This is a genomic window from Chryseobacterium arachidis, assembly GCF_900129245.1.
Taxonomy (GTDB): domain Bacteria; phylum Bacteroidota; class Bacteroidia; order Flavobacteriales; family Weeksellaceae; genus Chryseobacterium; species Chryseobacterium arachidis.
Window position 1 is genome coordinate 218,007 of record NZ_FQUT01000003.1, and the last position, 26,441, is coordinate 244,447.

22 protein-coding genes are annotated in these 26,441 nt (G+C 35.6%); 9 read left to right on the forward strand and 13 right to left on the reverse strand.

Features of this window, described 5'->3' with window-relative positions:
• The 4 genes from BUA89_RS07290 to BUA89_RS07305 all read right to left on the reverse strand — a co-directional run bounded on the left by BUA89_RS07290 (nucleotide 1) and on the right by BUA89_RS07305 (nucleotide 3,498).
• Complete coding sequence (locus BUA89_RS07290) at nucleotides 1-471, reverse strand: Lrp/AsnC family transcriptional regulator (protein ID WP_072954961.1); 471 nt, start codon at nucleotides 469-471, stop codon at nucleotides 1-3.
• 28 nt (nucleotides 472-499) lie between these two features.
• Nucleotides 500-1,432, reverse strand: a complete 933-nt coding sequence (locus BUA89_RS07295) for an endonuclease/exonuclease/phosphatase family protein (RefSeq protein WP_072954965.1) — start codon at nucleotides 1,430-1,432, stop codon at nucleotides 500-502.
• Nucleotides 1,433-1,567: 135 nt separating this feature from the next.
• Nucleotides 1,568-2,239 carry a tRNA (guanosine(37)-N1)-methyltransferase TrmD gene (trmD, locus tag BUA89_RS07300; RefSeq protein ID WP_072954968.1) on the reverse strand — a complete coding sequence of 224 codons (672 nt, stop codon included), beginning with the start codon at nucleotides 2,237-2,239 and terminating at the stop codon, nucleotides 1,568-1,570.
• Nucleotides 2,236-3,498 (reverse strand): NAD(P)/FAD-dependent oxidoreductase, encoded by a 1,263-nt coding sequence (locus BUA89_RS07305; protein ID WP_072954971.1) that lies wholly within the window; start codon nucleotides 3,496-3,498, stop codon nucleotides 2,236-2,238. The genes trmD and BUA89_RS07305 overlap by 4 nt, the downstream gene beginning before the upstream one ends.
• Before the next feature lie 76 nt (nucleotides 3,499-3,574).
• On the opposite strand from BUA89_RS07305, the gene BUA89_RS07310 reads away from it, so the two are divergent.
• On the forward strand, nucleotides 3,575-4,426 hold the full coding sequence (locus BUA89_RS07310) for a glycoside hydrolase family 25 protein (RefSeq protein ID WP_178362438.1): 852 nt from the start codon (nucleotides 3,575-3,577) through the stop codon (nucleotides 4,424-4,426).
• Here the strand turns inward: BUA89_RS07310 and BUA89_RS07315 are convergent.
• The 3 genes from BUA89_RS07315 to BUA89_RS07325 form a co-directional block, all read right to left on the reverse strand.
• Complete coding sequence (locus tag BUA89_RS07315; RefSeq protein ID WP_072954974.1) at nucleotides 4,423-6,069, reverse strand: alpha/beta fold hydrolase; 1,647 nt, start codon at nucleotides 6,067-6,069, stop codon at nucleotides 4,423-4,425. The two genes, BUA89_RS07310 and BUA89_RS07315, sit on opposite strands and share 4 nt — an antisense overlap.
• Before the next feature lie 129 nt (nucleotides 6,070-6,198).
• A complete protein-coding gene (locus tag BUA89_RS07320) occupies nucleotides 6,199-7,329 on the reverse strand; it encodes a peptidogalycan biosysnthesis protein (RefSeq protein WP_072954977.1) in 1,131 nt (376 codons plus the stop codon).
• A gap of 45 nt (nucleotides 7,330-7,374) precedes the next feature.
• Nucleotides 7,375-7,890 carry a DUF1761 domain-containing protein gene (locus BUA89_RS07325; protein ID WP_072954981.1) on the reverse strand — a complete coding sequence of 172 codons (516 nt, stop codon included), beginning with the start codon at nucleotides 7,888-7,890 and terminating at the stop codon, nucleotides 7,375-7,377.
• 276 nt (nucleotides 7,891-8,166) lie between these two features.
• On the opposite strand from BUA89_RS07325, the gene BUA89_RS07330 reads away from it, so the two are divergent.
• Nucleotides 8,167-10,068 carry an ABC-F family ATP-binding cassette domain-containing protein gene (locus BUA89_RS07330; RefSeq protein WP_072954984.1) on the forward strand — a complete coding sequence of 634 codons (1,902 nt, stop codon included), beginning with the start codon at nucleotides 8,167-8,169 and terminating at the stop codon, nucleotides 10,066-10,068.
• A 122-nt stretch (nucleotides 10,069-10,190) separates the two neighbouring features.
• On the opposite strand, the gene BUA89_RS07335 is transcribed toward BUA89_RS07330, so the two are convergent.
• The gene (locus BUA89_RS07335; RefSeq protein ID WP_072954987.1) at nucleotides 10,191-11,246 is read right to left on the reverse strand and encodes a Gfo/Idh/MocA family oxidoreductase; all 1,056 of its coding nucleotides are present in this window, start codon (nucleotides 11,244-11,246) and stop codon (nucleotides 10,191-10,193) included.
• Nucleotides 11,247-11,423: 177 nt separating this feature from the next.
• Here BUA89_RS07335 and BUA89_RS07340 point away from each other — a divergent pair, with 177 nt between their 5' ends.
• The 3 genes from BUA89_RS07340 (at nucleotide 11,424) to BUA89_RS07350 (ending at nucleotide 15,073) form a co-directional block, all read left to right on the forward strand.
• Entirely contained in the window at nucleotides 11,424-13,715 is a 2,292-nt protein-coding gene (locus BUA89_RS07340) for a TonB-dependent siderophore receptor (RefSeq protein ID WP_072954990.1), read from the forward strand.
• Between the two features lie 92 nt (nucleotides 13,716-13,807).
• Complete coding sequence (locus BUA89_RS07345) at nucleotides 13,808-14,323, forward strand: PepSY domain-containing protein (RefSeq protein ID WP_072954993.1); 516 nt, start codon at nucleotides 13,808-13,810, stop codon at nucleotides 14,321-14,323.
• 159 nt (nucleotides 14,324-14,482) lie between these two features.
• A complete protein-coding gene (locus BUA89_RS07350; protein ID WP_072954996.1) occupies nucleotides 14,483-15,073 on the forward strand; it encodes a hypothetical protein in 591 nt (196 codons plus the stop codon).
• Nucleotides 15,074-15,182: 109 nt separating this feature from the next.
• Here BUA89_RS07350 and BUA89_RS07355 read toward each other — a convergent pair whose 3' ends face one another.
• Nucleotides 15,183-15,818 (reverse strand): peroxiredoxin, encoded by a 636-nt coding sequence (locus BUA89_RS07355; protein WP_072954999.1) that lies wholly within the window; start codon nucleotides 15,816-15,818, stop codon nucleotides 15,183-15,185.
• Between the two features lie 100 nt (nucleotides 15,819-15,918).
• Here BUA89_RS07355 and BUA89_RS07360 point away from each other — a divergent pair, with 100 nt between their 5' ends.
• Nucleotides 15,919-16,800, forward strand: coding sequence for a mechanosensitive ion channel family protein (locus BUA89_RS07360; protein ID WP_072955003.1), 882 nt, complete (start codon nucleotides 15,919-15,921; stop codon nucleotides 16,798-16,800).
• Between the two features lie 337 nt (nucleotides 16,801-17,137).
• On the opposite strand, the gene BUA89_RS07365 is transcribed toward BUA89_RS07360, so the two are convergent.
• From BUA89_RS07365 to sucC, 4 genes are all read right to left on the reverse strand, one after another.
• Entirely contained in the window at nucleotides 17,138-19,339 is a 2,202-nt protein-coding gene (locus BUA89_RS07365) for a reprolysin-like metallopeptidase (protein ID WP_072955006.1), read from the reverse strand.
• A gap of 17 nt (nucleotides 19,340-19,356) precedes the next feature.
• Nucleotides 19,357-19,806 carry a hypothetical protein gene (locus tag BUA89_RS07370; RefSeq protein ID WP_072955010.1) on the reverse strand — a complete coding sequence of 150 codons (450 nt, stop codon included), beginning with the start codon at nucleotides 19,804-19,806 and terminating at the stop codon, nucleotides 19,357-19,359.
• An 86-nt stretch (nucleotides 19,807-19,892) separates the two neighbouring features.
• Nucleotides 19,893-20,390 carry a hypothetical protein gene (locus tag BUA89_RS07375; protein WP_072955014.1) on the reverse strand — a complete coding sequence of 166 codons (498 nt, stop codon included), beginning with the start codon at nucleotides 20,388-20,390 and terminating at the stop codon, nucleotides 19,893-19,895.
• A gap of 79 nt (nucleotides 20,391-20,469) precedes the next feature.
• Complete coding sequence (gene sucC, locus BUA89_RS07380; RefSeq protein WP_072955018.1) at nucleotides 20,470-21,660, reverse strand: ADP-forming succinate--CoA ligase subunit beta; 1,191 nt, start codon at nucleotides 21,658-21,660, stop codon at nucleotides 20,470-20,472.
• A gap of 383 nt (nucleotides 21,661-22,043) precedes the next feature.
• On the opposite strand from sucC, the gene BUA89_RS07385 reads away from it, so the two are divergent.
• From BUA89_RS07385 to BUA89_RS07395, 3 genes are read left to right on the forward strand one after another with little or no spacing between them, the layout of a single operon-like run.
• Nucleotides 22,044-23,708 (forward strand): peptidase domain-containing ABC transporter, encoded by a 1,665-nt coding sequence (locus BUA89_RS07385; protein WP_072955779.1) that lies wholly within the window; start codon nucleotides 22,044-22,046, stop codon nucleotides 23,706-23,708.
• A 12-nt stretch (nucleotides 23,709-23,720) separates the two neighbouring features.
• Nucleotides 23,721-25,034: an HlyD family secretion protein gene (locus BUA89_RS07390; protein WP_072955021.1), complete on the forward strand. Its 1,314-nt coding sequence runs from the start codon at nucleotides 23,721-23,723 to the stop codon at nucleotides 25,032-25,034.
• Nucleotides 25,000-26,421, forward strand: coding sequence for a TolC family protein (locus BUA89_RS07395; RefSeq protein ID WP_083531630.1), 1,422 nt, complete (start codon nucleotides 25,000-25,002; stop codon nucleotides 26,419-26,421). Before BUA89_RS07390 ends, BUA89_RS07395 begins: the two co-directional genes overlap by 35 nt.
• The last annotated feature ends 20 nt before the right edge of the window (nucleotides 26,422-26,441 follow it).

Sequence of the window (26,441 nt, forward strand, 5' to 3'; positions counted from 1 at the left end):
TTATACTTTCAATTGTCTGTAAATACCCTGTTCCAAAGATATAAAAGTTTCGGTTCTTGTTACTCCTTTCAGCTTCTGAAGTTTACTTAAAATCTGCATCAGATGATCGTTATCTTTACACAATACCTTCAGGAAAATCGTATAATTCCCTGTAGTATAGTGAGCTTCCACCACTTCATTAATATCTTTCAGCGCCTTTACCATATCCGGATAATGACTTGGCTGATCCAAAAATACGCCAATATAGGAAATAACTTTATATCCTATTTTTTTAGGATTGAGAAGCGAAATTGAATTTTCTATCACCCCTGCATTTTCAAGCTTTTTAATTCTCTGATGAACCGCTGTGGTTGAAATCCTTACACTTTTTGAAATATGTGCCAGAGACGATTTAGAATTATCCATAAGCATATAGATAATCTCTTTATCAATAGAATCCAGCTGATACGTTGTGTTGTCCGTGGTTTTCATTTTTCTACTTATTTATGTTTTTAAATATTTATAAATTTGTGAATCTCACAAAAACCGGAAAATGATCGCTGTATCCTCCCAAATACCGGGTTCCGGCATAGGTTCGGAAGGGCCTGCCTTCAAAATTCCTGTCACGGCTGCTGATTTTCGCAGAGCTGAATACCTCAGCATTCTGAAAATGCAGAACATTACTGTCTTTAAAAAAAGAGTTCGACAATATGATCTGATCAAACAGCAGTCCGGATTTATAATGAAAAGTAGAATAATTTCTTGTGGAGAACAATTGCTGAAAAGGATTTTCCAATACTTTCCTGTCGGCATTGTCGTGGAGAATTTTTACTAGATTTTCATCATCTGGGTTTTCGTTAAAATCACCACAGAGAATTACGTTTTCTTCCTCGCGTACAATATCCAATATCCGCCCCCGGATTTCGTTCAATATAAAGTCTCTTTTGGGTTTATTAATATCTTTTTCGCGCTTTGAGGGAAGGTGCGCAATAAAAACATTAATAATTTCCCCTTTATATTTTACTTTTGAATACAGCACATCTCTGGTTGTATCGTAACTTCCTGTGTTTCTATCTGTAATTTCAAAGAAGAATGTAATAGCTTCTGAGTCTATTACTTCCACCTTATTTTTATCATACAATAATGCTACATCTACCTTTCTCTCGTCCATAGAATTGTAATGTACAATCCAGTATTCCGAATCAAAGGGTTTCAGCTGTACCAGATCCTCCAGAACTTTCTTTCCGGAAACTTCGGAAAGACCGATCATAAAAGGCATTACACCATTATCCTCCTTCATCAGCTGAAAAACGTGAGCAATCCTGGAAAGCTTGTTCTTATATTTTCTGTCGTCCCAATTCCTAAGCCCGGACTTTGTAGGATCTAACCGATGTCTTGGCGTGGGATCTGGTAAAAATAAATTTTCAACGTTGTAAAAACTGAACAGCTCCATCAACACGCTTTTCTAAATTTAATAATTTACACTTGGCTTTAAATTGTAAATTTATTATTTTATTTAATATGGTATTCAATATTTTATAAATTTTGATGAAATATTTATTCCAATTCCTAAAAATAGATGAATATTTTAGAGCAAATCAGGACGTTTCTCAGCCGTTATTCTTACGGCTTCGTCATGTCTCCACTGCTCAATCTTACCGAAATTTCCGCTTAAAAGTACTTTAGGCACCTCCAAACCTTTGTAAACCTCCGGTCTTGTATAAATCGGCGGAGATAGTAAATCATCCTGAAAGCTGTCTGTTAAAGCGCTTTGTTCGTCGTTTAAAACTCCCGGCAGCAGACGGATTACCGAATCTGCAAGAACACATGCTGCCAATTCACCACCCGTTAAAACATAATCTCCAATAGAAATTTCTTTTGTAATATGCAGATCTCTCACACGCTGATCGATGCCTTTATAGTGACCGCACAAAAAGATCAGATTGTTTTTAATAGAAAGTGTATTGGCTATTTTTTGATTTAGAGTAACGCCATCCGGTGTCAGATAAATCACTTCATCATATTCTCTCTGAGACTTTAGTTCGGAAATACAATTATCCAAAGGCTCCACCATCATTACCATTCCTGCTCCACCGCCGTAAGGTTCGTCATCAATCTGCTTTTTCTTGTTTAGTCCCCACTCTCTCAAATGATGAAAATGTACTTCTGCCAGCCCCTTATCCATTGCTCTCTTCAGAATAGAAGTCTGAAAAGGGCTTGCCATCAATTCCGGAAGTACGCTTATAATGTCAATTCTCATTGTACTGTTTTATTTTTCTTATTCGGCAAAATTATTAATCTTAAAGAAGAATCTTTATTAAAATAACTCCACATCCAGTTGAAGAACACCGCCAGCTTATTTCTTACACTCAAAATCAACATCAAATGTAAAAACATCCAGAAGTACCAGGCGAATAATCCCTGAAATTTAATGAATGGTAAGTCTACAACAGCTCTGTGTTTTCCGATGGTTGCTAATGATCCTTTATCGTCGTACTCATACTCTACCCAATCTGCAGAGCTTTTCTTTAAAAGATTTCTTCCTAAATTTTTTGCCTGATTAATCGCTACGTTAGCCACCTGAGGATGCCCCTGAGGATATTTCGGAGTTTCCATATAGGCAATATCCCCTATTGCATAAATATTATCGTAGCCTTTTATTTTATTGTATCTGTCTGTTATATATCTGTTCCTGATTAAATTTTCCGCCGGAAAACCATCCACCACATTGCCTGTAACTCCGGCTGCCCAGATTACGTTATTGGAAGCAATGGTTTTTCCGCTTTTCATGAAAACTTTATCGCCGTCATAATCCGTCACGTATTCTTGACTGAGGAAAGTTACTCCCAGGTCTTTCAGATATTTTTCGGATTTTTCCTGTGCTTCAGAGCTCATCACAGCAAGCGGCTTCTCTGTGGAACTGATCAAAATAATCTGAAGATGATCAAAATTCATGTAAGGGTAATCTCTCGGAAGGATTTCCTTTTTCATTTCTGCGAAAGCGCCTGCCAATTCCACACCGGTAGGCCCACTTCCAACGATTACAATATTCCAGTTTCCGTCGTCGCTTCGGCTTTTCTCAATGATCAATTTTTCAAAAGTCATCAACACATGATTTCTGATGCTGATGGCTTCCTGAGTATTTTTCATTCCGAAAGCTTTACCTTCAAGGTCCTTATTCCCGAAAAAATTAGTTTTGCAGCCTGTTGCAATCACCAGTTTGTCGTAACTGAATTCTGCTTCGTCGGTAATCACCTTATTGTTAAGGGTATCAATTTCCTTCACTTCCGTTAAACGGAACTGTGTATTTCTGGAACGCTGAAAGATCTTTCTGAAGGGAAAAGAAATATTGGACGGTTCTATCCTTCCGCACGCCACCTGATAGAAAAGCGGCTGAAACATGTGATGATTGACCCGATCCAGAACAATGACTTTTTTGTTCTTGTTGTTCAATGTTTTCGCAAGTTGCAGCCCCGCAAAACCTCCTCCTATGATGATGACTTTTTCGCGTGTTTCCATAGTACACAAATTTACTGATTTTATTTAGCATTTAGAAGTGAAAAAAGTTAGTTTTGTAAAACTTTATTCACAAACGATGTACAGCAAAAAAACCGCCAAAAAGATCCATAAAACCCGCCGAAAGAATTATTTTTTCCGCCGTAAAGTGGTTCTCGTAATTTTGCTTATTGCATTAATCGGAACGGGGTTATACCTAAAGCAATCAATAAGTTACTATTACGCTTTATACTTTAATAAATTCACACATAAAAAGCTTCATAACAACGAAACCGAAACCTTGAGAATCCAGAAAATACTGTCCAATAATCTGGATAAAACCTATGGATTTGACATTTCTCATTATCAAAATAAAGAAGACATAAAATGGGACAGTTTAACCATCGGAAACAAAACCATTCCGCTGGAATTTGTTGTGATGCGTGCCACAATGGGAAACCGGAATGCCGATAAACATTTTGATGATTTTTGGGAGCAGGCGAAAAAGCAAAACCTGATCCGTGGGGCCTATCATTTTTACCGCGCAGATGAAGACCCGGTGATTCAGGCGAATAATTTTCTTGAGAATGTAAAGCTGGAAAGCGGAGATCTTCCGCCTATTCTGGATATTGAAAAAATCCCGAAACGCAAGACAAATAAAAAACTCCTTGAAGATCTGAAAGTCTGGTGCAAAATCGTGGAGGAAACCTATGGGGAAAAACCTATTATTTACACTTATTATCATTATTACAAAGATTTTCTGAAAGGCGAATTTGAAGGATATCCTTTATGGCTGGCCAATTATAACGATGTCCCCACTCCTTCTCCGGATGACAGCTGGGATTTCTGGCAGTTTACAGAAAACGGAATCGTTCACGGAATAAATACCAAAGTAGACCTGGATATCTACAATGGCAGCTTATGGTCTTTAAAAATGCTGACTATAAATTAGTTTTTCAGAAAATCAATCACATCTTTGTTCAGTTCGTCCGCAATTTCGAAAGGAAGATAATGGGAAGCTTTAGGATAAATTTTCAATTTTGCGTTGGGGATTTCTTTGGCAATCATTTCGGTATGATCTCTTTTAATAACATCTTTTTCCCCAGCAAGGACTAAAACAGGGGTTTGTATTGTATGTAAAGACTTTTTATTGATATTGGGTTCTTTTAACATCAAATTCAACAGTCTTTTTTCATTTTCATTCTCCGGCTGATTGGCAAGCTGCATCATCCTGAATTTACCCTTAAATTCCTTTAATAGATCTTCATCCAAACCCTCCGGAAAGACATTGGCTCCGATTACGATTAACTTATTTATATTTTGGGGATATTTCAAGGCAAATTCCAGTCCCGAATTTCCGCCGTCGCTCCAGCCTAAAATATGAGTTTTTGATATATTTAAATGATCCATCAGATTTTTCAGATCATCGGTAAAAATCTTATAATTCAGATCTTTATTGGTAAAATCCTTGCTTTTTCCCTGAGCTCTTGTATCGATGGCAATGACTTTGAATTTTTTTGAAAGTTCAGGAATCTGTTTGTAAAATTCTTTAATACTTCCGCCGTTTCCGTGAAGCAAAACTAACGGTTCTCCCTCACCATAGATTTCATAATACAACTCTGCATCATTCAATTTTACCATTTTTCCGACAGCATCATTTTTACCGTAAATAGAATTTTCCGATTCTATATTATACTGACTTAAATCCGGAAACAACATGGAAGCTTTATCACTGTTTTCTTTCATTTCGTCTTTGATATTTTTCCCGTTTTTATCCACTTTTACATCTATATTTATTGCCGGTGCCGCAATCGACATTTTCATCCAATCCCCATAAAACTCTCGGATATAACCTGTTCTGAATAATGCAGCACTGATATTTATTCTTCCTTCAAATCTTTTCAGAAATTGTATTCCGATGAAAAACTTGCCCTGAACCCAGATATTTCTGTCATTAACATCCAATGTAAAAGTACCGTCTTTAATCATATCCTCAGTCAGTTCAACCGTAATTTCTTCTTCCAGAATATTTTTATCCGGCATCCCATTTTTTTCCGAATAAATACTGTAACGCATCATTACCGGCTGGTTGGAGGTATATTTTGAAATATTCAGGTTGATGTTTTTAATTTTAGACCTTTTACTCGCATTAAATTCTAAGGCTGTTTCTCCTAGAAAATTAGAGTTATTAAAATCAGGATTTACAGAATACGTCACGCTTTTCGTTTTTGTATTAACACCCCAGTTTTTATCAACTAACTTTTTCGGTGCCAATTTAACTTCCTTAATATCCCTTACCTTTTCAGTTAAAATAATTTTTTGAGGGTTTTCTTTAATGAAATCTTTAATACCTTGGGAAAAACTTTCATAGCCTGCCACATCAATTTTCACTTTATGCGATGTATTTGCCTTTGAAAGATCAATGGAAAAAATTCCTTTTTCATCTGAAATTGCTCCAACAGATTCTTTTTCGACTCCAATTTTCACATAAGGAATCGGTATTTTTTCGTCTCTGGAAACAACGGTTCCGGAAACGACCTGTGCATTGAAATAAAAAGCAGAAAATAAAAGAAATAAAATATTGATTTTTTTCATAGTAAAAAGTTTGCAGCAAAAATCAAATTTTTAAACCACAAACAATCATAACATGATATTAAAATTAAATCTGATTTAGTTAAAATTAATGTAAAACATGGTTAAACTGCGATATTTATTGGGAAATAATTACTTAAATGGCTTCCTTTGAATCCATTCTGTTTTGGGAGTCACCGATGTAAAAATCTTTTCTATGAATTGATTTAAAAGGAAATTGTTATGCTTTATCAATCCGAATATTTCTACAGGTTCAGCTCCGATTGTTGATTTTATTTCTAATGCCGTTCTTCCGAAAATAACTCTCTTAAACCGGTGATCTATTGAAAACCCTACCATATCCAACAGCATGTTAAGATACAATTGCTTTTCTTTCTGAATCTCTTTGTTGTAGCCCAAGAAATAAGTATCAATATCTTCATTATTTAAAATTAAAGTATAAAAACCTACTAATTTTTCTTCTGAAAAATATCCGAAGACTTTAAACTTTTCTCTCAGATTTTCCTTCATGTTCTCAAAATGATTTTCTGCTAAAAAGAAGGTGTTGAAAGGAGCATTTTCAGCAACATTCTGATAAAGGAAATTTATTTCTTGCTGATGTTTTTTTATTTCATCTAGATCTAATTCATGCTTTTTAACTTCAGTCAGCCTTTTTCTGGCAGATTTGACCCGGCTTCTGTATTTTGTGGAAAAATCATTCAGATAATCTTCGAAAGTTTTCCAATTATCCCTCAGTTTCAGCATCATGGTCGGCTGAACAGAAAACCTGAAATAAGATTTATGCTTTTTATCCTGAAAAAACTGAACGAAATTCGACTGATAATCTTTATAAATAACCAACGACGTTTTCCTGATCTCTTTTTGCATTTTGATGACAGCCTCATCCAAAAGCGGAATCACTTTTTCAACTGTAATTTTGGAAGCATCAAAATAAAAACCGTTTTGCCCTGTCAGCATATTGTTTCCCAAAATCATCACATCTTTACTGAACTGCCTTGCGGTAAAATTTCTCACATTGCACCAAACCTCGTTCTTCTGAAAAGTTTTATGCCGGATAAAACTCAGATATTGAAATAATGCGCCGCCTATTAATTCTTCGTTCATAAAAAATCCAACAAAAAAGCATTCCATATTTCTGGGTCCGGAAGTTTCAAGAACATAAAAATATTCTTTGGAAAGCATAATATTATGATTCCCGACAATTGTATTCCAACTTTCAGGTAAATCGGAAGTTTTGCTGTAAATTTTTAAAGTATATGACATAAAAAAGGCTACGCAAAAGTGGCCTTATCTTTTAATGTGTTCAAATTATTTTTGTGTCACCCAATGAAAACCGTCCACTGCGTACCAACCGCAGATAATTCCCCCCATAATGGTAATGGTGATAACCCAATATCCGGTATTAATCATCGTATATTTCCACGATTTTCTTTCGAACATGGCATTAATGGCAATCATCGGAAAAACAAATAAAAATCCTGCCATAAAAGCATGCAAAGCACCATGACCAAACGACCGGTATGCCATTCCATAGTCTTTCATAAATGCATGATACGACGGATTGGCATTCATTTCGTCACCGCCCACCATTCCGAGAGCACCAAATTGATGTATTGTGACAAACTCAATAAAAAGCGCCATTAATCCAGACAAAATCACAGAAAAAACAAAAACACCGGCCATAGAGCCTTTCATTTTCTCTTCTGTTAATCCCACCTCTTCCATCCATGCTTTTCCAAACAATTTGGGATGATACCATATAAATCCCATGATTAAAGGGACAAGTGCGGCCACGAAAATAGCCCAAGAGTTGATTTCTGCCATAGTTTTAATTTTTAAATTATCTATAATAAATCTACATCAAAAATCAATACAAAAATAAATAAAACGCAAATTAAATTTAATTTTAACTAAAATAAACCAAACAAAAAGCTATTTAACAAATAATAAATTAAAAAATTCACCAAACCGTTATTAATTTCCACCACAAAAGATTATCCGCCATTGGAATTGAAGAGATGCGTACCCTGATTTTATCTTATTACATTTTTGTACTTTTGCGGCTCAGTTTAAGTATTTAAATCAAACCCAAACATTCCAATGAATTACGTTTCTGTTGAAAACCTTACCAAATCTTACGGCATCAAGGTTCTGTTCCAAAATATTACCTGCCATGTAAACGAAGGGGATAAAATTGCTATTGTTGCCAAAAACGGAAGCGGAAAATCTACCCTCCTGAAAATTCTGATGGGAAAAGAAATTGCGGACAGCGGAACAGTAATCATCAACAAAGATATTCAAGTAGTTTTATTTGACCAGGAGATTGATTTTGATTCGAATCTTACAATTGACGAATTCATGATGACCTTGGATTCTGCGCCGATCAAAGCTTTAAAAAACTATCACAAATCGCTTCATTCCACAGATAATGATTTTATCGAAAAAGCATTACTGGAAATGGAAGCGCACAAAGCCTGGGATCTGGAGAACGAAATGAAACAGATTCTCTCTCAGCTTAAAATTACAGATCTGGAGGCAAAAATGGGAACGCTTTCGGGAGGGCAGATTAAGCGTGTGGCATTGGCAAAATTACTTACTGAAACCAGAGCGGAACACCGCCACACCCTGTTAATTATGGATGAGCCTACCAACCACCTGGATGTGGAAATGGTGGAATGGCTTGAAAATTATTTAAGCAAAGCAAAAATCACTTTACTTCTTGTGACCCACGACAGGTACTTTCTGGACAGTGTTTGTGAAACGATCTGGGAAATGGAGGATAAAAATCTGTACGTACACAACGGTTCATATGCGACATACCTTGAAAATAAAATGATCCGTGAGGACAATATGAACGCAACCATCGACAAAGCCAATAACCTTTATAGAAAGGAGCTGGAATGGATGCGAAGACAGCCGAAAGCCAGAACGACAAAATCTAAATCTAGGATCGATGCTTTCTACGAAACTGAAAAAGTAGCCAAAACAGATACACGAAAACAAGGTTTGGAACTTGATTTTGAAATGAAAAGACTGGGAAGCAAAATTCTTGAACTTCATGGCATTGATAAAAGTTTCGGAAGTAAAGTGTTATTGAAAGATTTCAGCTATCAGTTCCAGAGAGGCGAAAAAGTAGGAATTGTAGGAAAAAACGGAGCCGGAAAATCTACTCTGTTAAATATTATTCAGGGATTCGAAAAGGCTGATAAAGGAGAAATTGAAACGGGAGAAACGATTCATTTCGGTTATTTTTCACAAAAAGGATTAACCTATAAAGAAGATGAAAGAGTTATTGATTTCATTAAGGAAGTTGCGGAATACTATCCTTTAGCCAACGGTAAAAGTCTTTCTGCATCGCAGTTTTTAAGATTATTCTTGTTTGATGATCAAACGCAATACTCTCCTATTTCCAAGCTTTCGGGTGGCGAAAAAAGAAGACTGCATTTAATGTATATCTTATATCAAAATCCAAACTTTTTGATTTTTGATGAACCCACCAACGATCTGGATCTTCCAACTTTGACGGTTCTTGAAAATTTTTTACAGCAATTCCAGGGCTCACTGATTATAGTTTCCCACGACAGATATTTTATGGACAGAATTGTGGATCATGTTCTGGCTTTTGAAGGCGAAGGAAAAATCAGGGATTTTGTTGGAAACTTCTCAGAATACCGTGAAGCAAAAAGCCGTGAAGAGTCTTTGGAAAAATCGTCAAATCAAAAAACTGAGCCTGTAAAAGAAATAGCTCCCGTTGTAAATACTTCTCAAGCTTCACCAAAAAAGAAAAAGCTTTCCTTTAAAGAACAAAGAGAGCTCGAAATCATCGAAAAAGAAATGCCTGAATTTGAAGAACAAAGAGCCAAAATTCTCGACCAGCTTAATAATGAAGCGGATTATGAAAAAATTTCAAAATTATCTGCAGATTTAGAAAGCATTTCCGAAAAGCTTGAAAACCATGAGTTGAGATGGCTGGAACTGCAGGAGATTTTAGGAGAAGCTTAGTTGAGTTGGGTTGGAAGGCGTGAGAGTTTGAGAATATTAGTGTTTGAGAGTGAGAGTGCTTGAGGATGTAGAGATATTATGTTCACACGCTCAATCTCAAACACTCCTACCCTGCCACTTATTTACAGAGTGATAATTTGTCCTTTTTGAGAACTTTCCCAGGCTGCATCGATGATTTTCATATTTTTAATCACCTCTTCCGCCGGGGAAGGCAATGCATATCCGAAAACGATAAATTCGTAGATCTGCTGATAATAATTCATATAATTTCCCGGTTCGCTTGAGGTAAACATTCTTTTCGTTTCCGAGTTTTCATTGATATAATTTAAAATTCCGTCGGCTTCTTTTAAAGGCTGAGTCCAGTCTTCTCCATAAGTCGGGATCGCTCCGGCAACCAGTTCGTTTTCCTGATCATCCGATCTTTCCTGTAAAAAGCTTCCTTTATCTCCGTGAACAGCGTACGCATAATGTGCTTCTTTGGTGAAGACCGAAGATTTTAGCCTTACTCTCAAATCATTTTGATAAAATAAAATAATTTCAAAATAATCATTGGCAAACTCATTTCCTTTCATTGAAAACACATCGGCAAACAATTTTTCAGGAAAACCAAAATACTGCACCGCCTGATCTACCAGATGCGAACCTAAATCGTGAAGTGAGCCCGATCCAACGGCTTCAGGATTTTCCTTATGTGCTTTTCCGCTTGCAGTAGTACGGAATCTGTCGAAACGGATCTCCGCCTCTTTAATATTTCCTAATTGACCTTCACTTATAATTTTCTGAACCTGAAGATAATCGCGGTCGAACCTTCTGTTTTGATAAACACTTACAAATAAACCTTTTTCCTCTGCCAATCTTACCAATTCTTCCGCTTCGGTAACGTTTACAGTGAAAGGTTTTTCCACAACAACATTTTTTCCGGCTTCCAATGCCATTTTTGTATATTCAAAATGGGTCTGAACCGGAGTATTCACAACAACCAGATCAATATCAGCCTGCTCCAGCATTTCCCCTACTGAGCGATAAATGGTGGCATCAGAATATTGTTCTTTAGATTCTTGCTTCGTTCTTTCAACAATCGCGGAAATAAAAAATCCAGGATGCTCTTTTAAAAATGGAGCATGAAAAACTTTTCCGCTCATTCCAAATGCACAAAGTCCTACTTTTACCAATTGCATAAATTTATTTTGAACAAATATATTTATAAAAATTACAAAATACCCATTCAAAGATTTAATCATATAATTAAAAAATCATTAATAAATGATAAATATCACTCTGTAATTTTTATTAATTCTAAATAATAATATACTTTTGCACTTTATTTAAAACCACTCTAAATAATAAGCGTAAAAATGAAAAAACAGCTAGTAACCCTAGGACTTCTATTCGCAGCAGTGTCCTTAGGTGCACAAATGAAGAATATTGAAGCTGATACTGTTAAAGTTCAAAGTATTGAAGATGTCAACCTTCACAAGACGGGCAATCCCAATAAAGCCAAAGCCATGTCAATTAAATCGAATTTGACGGTAATGGAAACACCACAGCCCATTGCTATCGTTTCGCATGAAATTATCGAGCAACAACAGGCAAAACAGCTGAGTGATGTTCTTCAGAATGTAAACGGTATTTATGTGACCTCCTCAAGAGGAAATTCTCAGGATAGTTTCGGTGGACGTGGTTTCATTTTGGGAAATGACAATATTTTCAAGAACGGCTCCAGAATCAACAGCGGAGTTTTTCCTGAGGTTAGCGGTTTAGAAAGAGTTGAAGTTCTGAAAGGAGCAAATGCTATGCTTTACGGAAATACAGCTGCAGGTGGCGTTATCAATATGATTACCAAAAAGCCTAAATTTAATTTTGGAGGTAGCGTGGGAATGAATGCAGGAAGCTGGAACTCTTATAAGCCAATGGTTGATATCTACGGGCCGTTGTCTAAAAATATTGCCTTCAGAGTAAACGGAACATATGAACATGCAGAGAGCTTCAGAGATGTTGTGGAGTCTGAAAAATATTATTTCAACCCTTCATTTTTATTTAATTTAAGTGATAAGTCTCAATTAATTGTAGAAGCAGATTATCTTAAAAATAATTTTACCCCAGATTTCGGAATCGGATCTATTACTGAAAAAGATCAAAGCTACAGATTAAACGATATGGTGTCCAGAAATGTTTTCTTCGGAACAGACTGGCAATATCAAAATGTGCAGCAAGCTTCTGCGAATGTTACTTTCAATCATCAGTTTAATGAAAGATGGTCTTTGAACACTACTGCATCTTATCAGAATTATACTAAAGATTATTTTTCTTCAGAAAGAGTACAATGGATATATGACACTAAAGATCCAACTGTAGATCCTAACAGATTATCTTGGAAAAGACCTTTTGGCAAAACTTACAATGAACAAAACTATACTTCTGCTCAATTAAACTTAAACGGAGAATTCAATACCGGAAAGATCAACCATAAAGTATTGATCGGCTCTGATGCAGACTATAGTCAGGCAGATGCGTATGCTTATACAATAAGCGCACCTACGAATCTTTTATATCTTGACAATCCATCAACTTGGGGAAATGTAGATATGCCAAATTCCACTCTTGCTACGAAAAACAGAATCAATACAAGAAGAATTGGGATATATGCTCAAGATTTTATCAGTCTTACAAAAGAACTTAAAGTTATCGCAGGCCTAAGATGGTCTTATATTGAAAACATGCCGACATTGACAACTCGCTTTGCATCAAATGATAAAATTCCAGTAGCCAATTCATCAACTTCTGATAATGCATTTTCTCCAAAGGTAGGCTTAGTCTATGCTCCAAATGAAAATCTATCGGTGTTTGCAACCTATACAAACTCATTCGCTGCAAATGCGGGATATACTTCCGACCAATTCGGTACAGTAAATACCAATCAATCTGCGGCACAAATTCAAAATCAGTTAGCGAATTTATCAAGACAGAGTATAAAGCCATCAACTGTTGACCAATATGAAGTTGGTGTCAAAAAGAATTTCTGGAATAACGCTTTAGCTGTTAATTTAACGGCCTACCAGATTATGTATAATAACTATTATCAGACCTATTGGTTTATTTCTGCAACTACTCCTAATGCAGCACCAACAAATTCAACGGATACTAATCTTAAGGAATTTGCAGGAGATATGAGAAGTCGTGGTGTGGAATTGGATATTACAGGAAATCCAACCGAAAATTTATCAATTATCGGAGGTTTCTCTTACAATAATTCTGTTTATCTGAATACTCCGGAGAAAGGATATGTTGAAAAACAAAGATTAGTAAGAACTCCAGCTACAACAGCTAATGTGTCGGTTTTCTATAAATTTACAAACTATGTAAAAGGCTTAAAAATTGGAGCTGGGATTTATTACATTGGGGATAGAATCGCAGGATGGAATGACACAAAATCTACCAATACAAGTAGAAATAATGTAACAAGAATGTTTGATTTAAAGGATTATACTACAGTTTCACTATCAGCTGGTTATGAATGGAATAAATTCTCAATCCAAGGTCGAGTTGGAAACTTATTCGATACAGTAAACTACAATGTTCACGAAAACTATTCTGTTAATCCCATTACACCGAGAAATTACTATTTCACCTTGACGTATAAACTTTAAAACAATAATTATTAATAATTTCTTCAAGTAAAGTGGGAATTGCATTTTTGCAGTTTCCACTTTTGAACTTTAAAAAAAACAAACGATAAGATATGGACAAAATTAAGGACACGAGAAGTTTCATGAGAATCACTCACCGTTATCTAGGATATTTTTTGGCGGGAATCATGGCTGTTTATGCATTAAGCGGCATTTTATTGGTATACAGAGATACAGATTTTCTGAAAAAGGAAAAAAATTATGATAAAGTAATCGATAAAAACCTTGATGAAAAAGCATTAGGCAAAGAGCTGAAAATTAAAAATTTTGAAGTTGAAAAAACAGAAGGAACCATTTTGAAATTCAAGCAGGGAACTTATGATTCAGCCACAGGACAGGCAAAATATTCTAAAAAAGAATTGCCATTCGTTTTGGATAAAATGACAAAACTTCATAAAGCACAATCCAAAGATACACTTTCCCCTTTAAACACTTTTTTTGGTGTTGCATTATTTTTCTTCGTGATCTCCAGTTTCTGGATGTTCAATCCGAAGACAAAAGCTTTCAAACGCGGGATGGCTTTTACCATCGCAGGGCTTATTGTATCGATAATTCTGCTGTTTGTTTAAAACACAATTATTTTAATAGAGGATGTGGAATCTTTTTAAAAAATCTTTCAGTTTTGGGCGAGAATTTCCCATAAATTCACTAAACAAGGATTATTTGGCACATTTATTGATTTTCTGAAATCACAAATAATACACATCACAATATTAAAATAATAAATTATGAAAAAGCTAATTTTTACAGGGATATTAGCAGTGGCGGGTTTAGCTACTTCTATGAATGCGCAAATTCAAAAAGGCAACTGGTTAGTTGGTAGTAGTTTAATATCAAGTAATTTCGGATTAAATACCGGTGGCGGTTATAATATAGCATTACAGCCTAAAGGAGCATATTTTATTGAGGACAATCTTGCAGTCGGTGGATATGTTGATTTAGGATTCAATAAAGTAACAAACGGCAGTCCCACAGAATTTACTTATGGAGTTGGAGCTTTAGGGCGTTATTATCTTTCTCCGGGAGAAAAAGGAGTGGATAACTTGCTAAATCACGGGCGTTGGTTCCTTGAAGGAAACGCCGGAATCGGAGGGAGATCAGTAGAAAATGCAGACTCTACCACAGGTTTTGATTTCGGAGTTGGTCCGGGATATTCATACTTCATCACACCGAATATCGGTCTTGAAGGTTTAGTAAAATACAGAGGGAGAGCCGGTTTCGGTAGTGAAGGTTTAAATTCTAATATCTCGTTTAATTTAGGCTTCAGTATTTATCTTCCAACGTCGAAAGCAAAAGATATCGCTAATGATGTAAAATAGCCAATCACTTCACATTCACATATACATTTACAAATGAAATCGCCGGAATTTTTATTCCGGCGATTTTCGTACAAATTAAAACTAAACTATAAAAAATCAAATAAATAAATCATGTATTCGGTTGGGGCGTATATCTTAAATACGGCTTTATTTCAGTCACTCCTTTCGGGAAAACATTTCTGGCATCTTCCGTAGAGATTGTAGGCGGAACAATCACATCATCTCCGTGTTTCCAATTGACCGGTGTTGCAATTTTATGGGAATCAACCAACTGCAGAGAATCCAGCACACGGAGAATTTCATTGAAATTTCTTCCCGTAGAAGCAGGATAAGTAATAATTAATCTCACCTTTTTCGCCGGATCAATAATTAATAAAGAACGGACAGTAGCGGTTGCAGAAGCATTAGGGTGAATAAAATCATACAGCTCGGAAATTTTTCTGTCTTTATCCGCAATGATAGGAAACTGCACTTCGGTATTCTGGGTTTCATTAATATCTTTAATCCAGTTTTGATGATCTTCTACTCCATCCACACTCAAAGCAATGACTTTCGTTCCTCTCTTCTCAAATTCCTCCTTCAGTTTTGAAGTGTATCCTAATTCTGTAGTACAAACCGGAGTATAATCTGCAGGATGCGAAAACAAAATCCCCCAGGAATCTCCTAAATATTCATAAAAATTAATATCACCGACAGAAGTTTCTGCCTGAAAATCGGGTGCGGTGTCTCCTAGTTTAATTGACATAATATTTTGTTCTTATTAGTCTACAAATTTAGTAGAGTTTTTGAAACTGGCAAAATTTTTGTTGAAAAATTATATCTTTAATTAAAAAATAATTTCCTCTATGGAGAAAAATGGTCTAGGTTATATTGATGTTGTTTATAAAGTCTTAGAAAACTGGTATTTAAAATTTGCAGAGCTTACCCCCAAATTAGTTGTCGGGATATTGGTTTTTTCTTTTTTCCTGATTACAAGTAAGTATCTAAGTCAGTTTGCGGTAAAAATCTTTCATAAATTATTTCCTAAAAGCAAAAAAGAAAGTTCTCTGGTAACACTCATCAGTGTCTTCAGGTTTTTGATTATGGTGATGGGAACTTTCATTGCACTCGAAATTATGGGCTTCAGCAATTTCCTTTGGAAGTTTATAGGAAGTTTAGGAGTGGCGGGGGTTATTGCCGGGGTTGCTTTAAAGGACCTTGTATCAAGTATATTTTCGGGAATGTTGATTGGGATTGATAAAGCCTTTAAAATTGGAGATTATATAAGTATTGGAACCAATTCCGGTACTGTTTCTGAAATAGGATTTTTAACTACTAAAATCATTACGGATGACGGCAAAAAAGTATACATTCCCAACCAAGTTATCTTTAATGCTCCATTCTCAAATATTACGGCGTCGCCTCAGCGAAGAATTATTTTAAATTTTGAAATCCCTGCTGATGAAGATGTTACAAAAGCACAGAAAGGAATCATGGATGTCATTAAAGGATTGCAAGATGTAGACAGGTTGGATGCTGCAGAAGTAATTTTCACGGATCTTAAGCAGGGAGTCTTCAATTTGCAGACAAAATTCTGGATGAAAGTAGGCGCTAATATGACTCAGCTAAAAAGTGAAGCGTATCTGAAAATTAAACAAAGACTCGATGCAGACAATATCCAACTGGTAACACCTACAAGCATCAGCATTACCGGAGGAGAAAGTTTGATTAATGAAAATCATGATTAATTAAATCAAAGAAAAACATTCTCAATATATTTTTTTCAGAAATTTACTCGCAGTGACGACGTTGGATAATCAATAAATAACAAACGTATTAATCATTAATAAAAAAAGCAGCCTTCAAAAAGCTGCTTTCCTGTTTATATTCAATCACCCATTGTGCATTTTGATTTGTTTTTCGTCACTCCGATAGATTTTGAAGAAAATCGTATCGAAAAGTTTGTAATATTGAAGATCATTTTGTTCTCGATACATTTTTCTTCACTTTGTTACGAAAAAACACTCAAACTGATGGATTTAATACCAAAATTTCGCAAAATGTACAATGGGTATTAATTAATAATTATTTGCTGATGATTAATTTTTCAGTCATTTTTGTTCCATTATCCAAAACGATTGAAATCAAATAATTTCCGTTCATTAAATCATTTACTCTGACCTGAGTTTCACCTTTAAAATTTCCGTTTTTAAGCAATCTTCCTGAAGCATCAAATAACGTATAATTTGCTTTTTGAGAAGTATTTTTCAACGAAATATTTACCACATCGTGTGAAGGGTTCGGATAGATCGAGAAGCTTTTTACATCTGCTTCTGCCGTTGCCAATACCACCTGACTCACAGAGAAATTAGCCGAGTTCAACGCATAATAAATATTTCCTAAAGCTTTCACCATAATTCTTGCAGCCGAAATATTTTCATTAGGAAGCGTAACATTAGCCGAGCCATTGTTTGGGACGCTTGCTGCCAAAACCGTGTTAAATGTAGCTCCTCCATCTTTAGAAAGCAAAATCGTTACATTCTGTGTATTAATTGCTCCTGTATTGGTTCCTGCCACATTCCAGGTTACAGGGATTGTAGAATTTCCGTTCACAGAAGTTCCGCCAGTGGATTGTGAAGTAACAGTGAAAGGCCCGTCATTGGTAACTGTCACTACCATTGCATCTCTTGCTGCCTGATTTCCTGTTGCCCTGTTATCATTAACCAAAAGGGAGAAATTCAAAGTTCTGGCAACACTTGGCGTCACTTCCCATTTAGGAACAAGATTATTAGCTACCACAGAACTCAGCACCGGAAAATATCTCGAAGGTGAAGCCGTTGGTGTTAAAGAACGATAAACCGGACCGGCTGTTGCTGTTGAAACCGGAGGTTGTGTATTGTTTGTATTATTATATTGCTCCCATAAATACGTTAGGGGATCTCCATTTGGATCTGTTCCCGTTCCCGTAAGAACGAAAGCCGTCCCTTTGGGAATTGTATAATCTGCTCCCGCATCAGCAGTCGGAACTCCGTTGTTATTGGATATTTTAGAAGAACAATCTGTTGCTCTCTGCAGAACATTATACATTTCTATTACACTGGCCGCATGGAAATACGCATCACTGTTATTCTGAACATTATTTGCCGTTCCGCAGATTCCTGCATACGCCATAATGGTACTTCCGCTTCCCGGCTCATAAGCCGTACTGTTGTTGAAATTACCGCTACAATTAGAAGTTGCCGCTCTGAAGGTATGATTTGCCCCGAACTGATGCCCCATTTCGTGTGCAACATAATCTATATCAAAAGGATCATTAATAGGTGCTCCGGAGCCTGTAACTCCTCTTGCTTTGTTATTGGCAACACAAACTACCCCTAAGCCAGCCAATCCGCCACTATTTGTTCCAAAAACATGTCCTATATCATAATTCGCAGAACCAATAACAGTATTGGTATTGCTTTGATTTTCATCGATCATCGTTCCAGGAGCTCCATTGGTAAAAGGATCTGTAGCTGCATTGGTGTAGACGATAGAACTGTTATTGGCAACTAATGTCATGGTAGTGGAAATTGTTTTTTCGTACACTCCGTTTACCCTGTTCATAGTGGTTACGATGGCAGCCATCGCCAAAGGTATGCTTCCACCGTGAAAAGCGGTGTATTCTCCAGTAGCTGCAACCGCTAAACGATATCTTCTGAACTGTCCGTCAGAAACTAAAGGTGCTTTGTTGGCGGAACCGTTATTCTTTAAATTATCCAACTTGTCTTCAACATGACATTCGAAAAGCCTATCATTTTTAGGTAAATCTTTTCTTTTGTATAAAATAAAAGCCGAATTATCTTTTGCATAACTGTCGAGATAGCTGATCTCCCAATTATCAAAATACATGACACTAATTCCGGTTGACGGCGTTACGCTGAAACGAATCGTATTTTCTGGGTGCCTTTTTTGCCAGCCTGTATACGTTCGGATTTCGGGGAATTTTGCCTGCAGCTCCGGCTCCATAATAGAAGCTTCCTGAACAATATAATCTCTTATATTCCCATCAGAATCCGGAAATTTAATCACAAGGCTTTCATCATTAGAAAAACGTTGTGGAGCATTTTTAAGATCCGCCTTAATATGATCCAGATCCAGCTGATACAAAGAAAAATTGTTGGGAGTAGTCCATCTCGGATTGAGATTTTCCCTGCTTACTTTGTTATCCTTCAGCTTCGACCAGTAATTCTGGCCAAAACCCTGTGCTGCGATCAACAGGCACGAGACGATTAATGTTTTAGTTTTCATGTTTTTAATTTTACATATTAATATTTAATGATGACTTTATTAAAAGTTATATTTCCATTTAATTTTAATAAAATATTCGGTGAAGTTCTGTTAGTTTTACTGAGATCAGGATTGTCAAATTCTGAGATTTTTACGTAAAGTATATTTTTATCTAAATGTATTGTATCAATTAAAATATCATTAGAATTCTTTAATAATGGCTTGATGATAATATACGTTTCATTTTCCACCACTGCAGGAATCGGAGAAAACCGGTTTCCTGTGTTATTTTTATGAATACGTGTAAAAACCTCATCCATTTTGTCCTGAGAACTAATGATAAGGAAACTTTTCTTCGTTAAAGTAAAAGGATAATGGTATTGATCTTCAAACTGGATTTCTTTTTTCTGAAGCGCAGCATTGTTGCCGGCAATTTGAGATTGACAATTAAGAAATAAAAAAAGAAAAAAGTAAAGGTATATTTTCATTTTAAAAACTCAATTGCCGTAAAATTAAGATTTTAAAATGAATGATTTAAAATTTAAACAAAAAAACCTTTCCAATTTCGAAACGGTTATTTTTTTGAAGATTTATTTTTTACTACGATACTATCTTTCTTATGAATTTTAGCAACAGAATCATTTTCAACTGCTAAAGGTTCACCTATTACATAATTTTTATTTTTCAGGGTATCTATTTCAATATCCGAAACCAAAACTCCTGTAGTAGTCATACAAGATTCTTCTTTTTGTTTGGAACAGCCTGTCAGAAATAAAATCAAAGAAAGAACAGCTAACGTTATTCTGTTGTTTTGAAAAAAAGAAGGAATATATTTAAAAAACTGAGTTTTTAATTTTTCAGATTCATCGGCTTTATTTAATTGATGATCATAAAATCTTCCGCAGATTTTCTCATCTTTCTTTTCATCAAAAATTTGCTGAATTTCTTGTGGTTGTTTTTGAGTAAAATCAATCACGCATTTGCTGCATACAGAACAGAATCTCCCTTCTTCCTGAGAAGACATCAGTTCCCAGTTTTCTGAGCAGGGATTGGGAATGTTTATGTTTTTCATGGGTTATTATTTTGCTTTTTAAACAAGAAAAAACCGTTCCAAAAATGAAACGGTTTTACTTTTATATAAAGATTTTAGACTAAGCTAAAACTTCTTTTACCTTGTTTGCAGCTTCTTCCAAAGTAATTGCAGAGTGAATTGGCAATCCAGCCTCGTCAATTAATTTTTTAGCTTCAACAGCGTTAGTTCCTTGTAATCTTACGATCAACGGAACAGGAAGGCTTCCCATTGCGTGGTAAGCATCTACAACCCCTTGTGCTACTCTGTCACATCTTACGATACCTCCGAAGATGTTGATTAAGATCGCTTTTACGTTTGAATCTCTTAGTATGATCTCAAAAGCAGTTTTTACTCTTGCAGCATCTGCAGTACCTCCAACGTCCAGGAAGTTTGCAGGGTTACCACCAGATAATTTGATGATATCCATCGTTGCCATTGCAAGACCCGCTCCGTTTACCATACAAGCAACGTTACCGTCTAGTTTTACGAAGTTAAGACCAGCTTCACCCGCTTCAACATCCAAAGGATCTTCCTCTCTTGTATCTCTAAGCTCAGCAAGATCTTTGTGACGGTATAATGAATTACCATCCAAAGTTACTTTAGCATCTACAGCGATAATTTTGTTATCAGATGTTTTCAATACAGGGTTGATTTCAAAAAGAGAAGCATCAATTCCTACATAAGCATTATATAAAGAAGAGATAAATTTCACAAATTCTTTGAAAGCATTTCCTTCAAGACCTAGATTGAAAGCGATTTTTCTAGCCTGGAAACCTTGAAGACCCAAAGCAGGATCAATTAATTCATTGTGAATTAAATGAGGAGTTACTTCAGCCACGTGCTCGATATCCATCCCACCTTCAGTAGAATATACGATTGTATTTTTACCTTCAGCTCTGTCTAAAAGAATAGAAACATAAAATTCTTTAGTTTCTGACTCACCAGGATAATATACATCCTCTGCAACCAAAACAGAATTTACTTTTTTACCTTCAGCAGAAGTCTGAGGAGTAATCAACTGCATTCCGATAATGTTCTGAGCGTTTTCTTTAAGCTTATCCATGTTTGGAGAAAACTTTACACCCCCACCTTTACCACGGCCACCAGCGTGGATCTGAGCTTTTACTACCCATCCCTGAGCGCCTGTTTCAGCAGTTAGTTTTTCAGCAGCAGCTACAGCTTCATCTACGTTGTTTGCAACGAAACCACGTTGGATAGCTACTCCATACTTTGATAAAATCTCTTTTGATTGATACTCGTGAAGATTCATATTATTTTTATTATTTTATTTTAATAGTTAAAGGTTGACAAATTTAATAAAAATGAACAAGGTTAAAAAGAAATTTGTGGAACTTTTAACGCAATAAGAAAGTTTCATATTGATATTAATGAAAATTTCTCTGTTTTAGGGTGTAACAAAAAGCTTTTCCGCATGATAACTCAAAAATTCTAATCAGATTTTAATCATATTCTAATCTTGTTAAAAGATAAAAACCAACGACATCCATTATCTTTGTGCCTCCAAAATAGTAGAAAGAAGATTTCTATTTCCAGCGATACACACTACATACAATATTGATAATTAATGCTATTAAATTCGGGCTTTTTAAAAGATTTCCGGAAAACTTCTATCAATTAATTTATCTATATAAAATGGCGGCAACAGCAAATGAATATGGACTGAAACTCCTGAGATACATCACCAAAGAGAAAAAAGACGTTACCAACATTTATTTTTATGCTATTTTAAACGGGCTTGTCTCGTTAAGCATTCCTTTGGGAATACAGTCTATCGTGAGTTTTGTGATGGGTGCCACGATGGCCACTTCCATTTATATCCTAATATTTTTTGTCGTTATTGGGACATGGCTTGTCGGCTATTTCAGGCTAAAAGTTATCGAAATTATTGAGAAAATACAGCAGAAAATATATGTTGAATTTTCTATTGCTTTTGCCGAAAAGATTCCTAAAATCGATCTTTCCTACGCCAGAAAATATTACCTTCCTGAGCTCGTTAATCGTTTTTTTGACATTCAGAATCTTCAGAAAGGTGTTTCTAAAATCTTATTGGAAATTCCGACTGCATTGATCCAGATTTTCTTCGGAATTTTACTGCTTTCTTTTTATCATCCATGGTTTTTGGCATTCGGGGCTTTGGTTGTGATCTGTGTCATTATCATTTTTCGTTATACAATGGAAAGCGGAATTACATCAAGCATTGAAGAAAGCAACAAAAAATACGACACGGCAGCCTGGATAGAAGATATTGCAGGATCGGTAAAGACATTCAAAATGCATTCTGAAAGCGCTGCTCATCTTAAAGGTACAGACGACCGCGTGGTGGAATACCTTGATCACAGAACTTCTCACTTTAAGGTTCTTGTTTTTCAATACAAAACCATTATTGCTTTTAAAGTGATTATCACCTTGGCAATGCTTGCAATCGGGACATATTTATTGATTAACCAGAAACTGAATATCGGAGCTTTTATTGCCACAGAAATTGTTGTTTTAAGCATTATGGCGGCAGTTGAAAAACTGATTGTAAGCCTTGAAAGCTACTATGACCTTATTGCTTCTTTTGCGAAACTTTCCAAAATTACGGATCTTAAAGAAGAAAAAAATGGCGAAATTGTTCTTTCTCAAAAAGAAAAAGGAACTGAAATTGAGTTTAAAAATGTAAACTTCTCTTTCAACGACAGTACACCTATTCTTTCAAACGTTAATTTTAAAATAAAAGAAAACAGCATCACGGTTTTAACCGGAAAATTAGGAACCGGAAAATCTCTTTTGCTGAATATGGTCGCCGGATTTTTCGAACCAACTTCAGGAACCATTCTTTTCGATAAAATTCCTTTACAGAATATAGATAAGCAGAAGATGCGAAATTCTATTGGTTTGTATCTGGAAAATATGAAAGTCATTCAGGGAAATGTAAAAGAAAACATTCTGCTAGGAAATACAGAAAGTACGACTGAAGATATCCTTGATCTTTCCGAACACATTGGAATTGAAAATATTTCAAGCCTTTTCAGCAGCGGTTTTTTCACAGAGATCAGCGAGACAGATTCTGAAATTACGTTTAGTTCAAAGAAAAAAATACTGCTTCTTAGAGCTCTTTTAGGAGAAAAAAGACTCATTATTTTAGAAAATCCGTTTGCCGGATTGCAGCCAGAACATCAGGAAAAAATGATGCAGTATCTTCAAGTTAAAAAAGAAAAAACCACGATTATTATTGTTTCGCAGGATAAAAACCTGTTGGAGATCGCGGATCAGCATATTCACATGGAGAACGGTACTTTAAAAATTCTATCATAAAATTTCAGCAAAATGAAACTACATTCATTCGACAAAATATATCATATTCATAAAAAATCTAGGGTAAAACGATGGTTTTTATTTATCCTGATTGGTGGAATCATCACTTTATTCCTTCCCTGGACACAAAATATAAAAGTTAGAGGTAATGTAAGTTCTTTATATCAGGAACAGAGACCTCAGCAGCTTAACTCCCCTATTCCCGGAAAAATCACCAAATGGAATGTGAAAAATGGGGATTATGTAAAGAAGGGAGATACATTGCTTCAGCTTTCGGAGATAAAAGATGACTATTTAGATCCGCTTTTGGTGCAGAGAACGCAGGAACAGGTAGATGCTAAAAAAGGAGTGCGGGACTATTACGAAGCGAAAGTAGGAACAGCAAAAAGTCAGCTTGAAGCTTTAAATGCAACAAGAGATTTAAAATTAAATCAGTTAAAAATAAAGATCAGCCAGCTGAATAATAAGCTTGTAGGTGAAGAAGCAGAACTGGAAGCTGTTAAAAATGAGCTGAAACTTTCCGAAGACCAGTTTGCCAGACAGAAAAAAATGTATGATGAAGGTTTGGTTTCTCTTACGCAGTTTCAACAAAGAAGCATTTCCTATCAAAATGCAGTGGCAAAAAAAACATCTTCAGAAAATAAAGTGGCTCAAACGCGTCAGGAAATTGTAAATGTCGGCATCGAACAAAATTCTGTTATTCAGGATTATACTGAAAAGCTAAGTAAGATTGAAGGCGAACGTTTTCAGAGTATGGGACAGATTGAAGGAAGCGATGGAGATATTGCCAAACTTGAAAATCAGGTTGCTAATTATAGGGCAAGGCAAGGTTTATACTTCATTATTGCTTCTCAGGACGGGCAGATTGTGCAGCTGAACAAAGCGGGAATCGGAGAGATTTTGAAAGATGGTGAAAATATCGGGACTATTGTTCCAACCGTTGTAGATCATGCCGTGGAAATTTATATCAAACCAGTCGACCTTCCATTAATAAAAGAAGGGCAGCGTGTCATGTGTATTTTCGATGGTTTTCCTGCGATTGTCTTTTCGGGATGGCCTAATTCAAGCTACGGAACATTTGCAGGAAAAGTGATTGCAGTAGAAAGTAATATAAGCGTGAACGGACTTTTCAAAGCATTAGTGATTGAAGATAAAAAAGAAAAAAGATGGCCACCCAAGATCAAGATGGGAACAGGAGTACAAGGGATTGCCATTCTGAATGATGTACCGATCTGGTATGAATTATGGCGAAACATCAATGGTTTTCCACCGGATTATTATGAAGTAAAAAATGAAAAAGCAGGCAAAGATGAAAAGGCTAAATAAAATTATTTTTACGCTTCTTTTATTATTTTTTCAATGCAGTTTTGCGCAGGATTCACTGAAAATTTCAGTTCAGGAATTTATTTCTGTGGTTAAAAATTATCATCCGCTTGCTTTAAAATATCGGCTTCAAAATAAGATGGCAGAAGCTGAAATCACAAAAGCAAGAGGAAGTTTTGACCCTGTTTTAGGAGCCAAGCTGGGTGAAAAAAATATTGACGGAACAAAATATTATGAACAGAAAAATGTGGAACTGGGTATTCCAACCTGGTACGGAATTGAAGTAACAGGAAGTTACAATTATTTGGACGGTGAAAAATTGAATTCCAGTGATACCAAAGGCGGATTGTATCAAATGGGAATTACGGTTCCTTTAGCTAAAAATCTATTGTATGATAAACGAAGGGCGGTATTGGATCAGGCAAAATTTGCACAAAAAATGACCGAAGCCGAACAGGCTGTTCTTACGAATGATCTTCTTTTAGAAGCCGAAAACACATATTGGGAATGGGTACAGTATTATGAAATTTATAAACTAAAATCTAAAATCGTCGACATTAATAAAGATCGTTTACAGCTTACCAAAAAAACTTTTGAATATGGAGAAAGGCCAGCCATAGATACAGTTGAAGCCGTTTCGCAGTTGCAAAGCTTTGAACTTCAACAGAGAGATGCCTATCTTAATTTTGTAAAAAGTACACAGCAGCTTCAGGTATTTTTATGGAAAGACGGGCAGGAATTATTTGAAATTTCACAGCTTTTTTATCCTTCAGACCAACTTTCTGATCATGCTGCCTATTCTGATTTTGAATTTCTTTTGCAGGAATTTAAAAATATGGAAACGAACAGTCATTTATCAATTTTATATTACAATCAGAAAAATAATATCCTGGAAAGCGAACGAAAACTGAAATGGCAAAGTTTCCTGCCCAAATTAGATTTTACCTATAATTTCTTCAATAAAGAAAACTACCGTGCGGATTACCTTCCTCTTTTTGACAATAATTTCCAATATGGTTTAAAGCTTGAAATTCCTGTATTTCAAAGAGAAGCAAGAGCCAGTTATCAGATGGCCAAGATTAAAATCAATCAAAACCAGCTGGATACCCAAATGAAAAAAAGAGAATTGGATACAAAAATCGAAACGTACAAAAATGAACTGATGAATTATCATAGTCAGATTGATCTTTCGGAAAATAATCTCACTAATTATCAAAGGCTTTTATATGCTGAAGAAACAAAATACAGCAATGGAGAAAGCTCACTTTTTCTGATCAATTCAAGGGAAAATAAAGTGATTGATGCACAGGAAAAATTTATTTCCATTAAAACTAAATTTCTGAAAAGCTTTAATAAACTGAAATGGATGAAGGAGAATTTTTCTTTGTAAAAACAAAAAGTTCAGGTTTA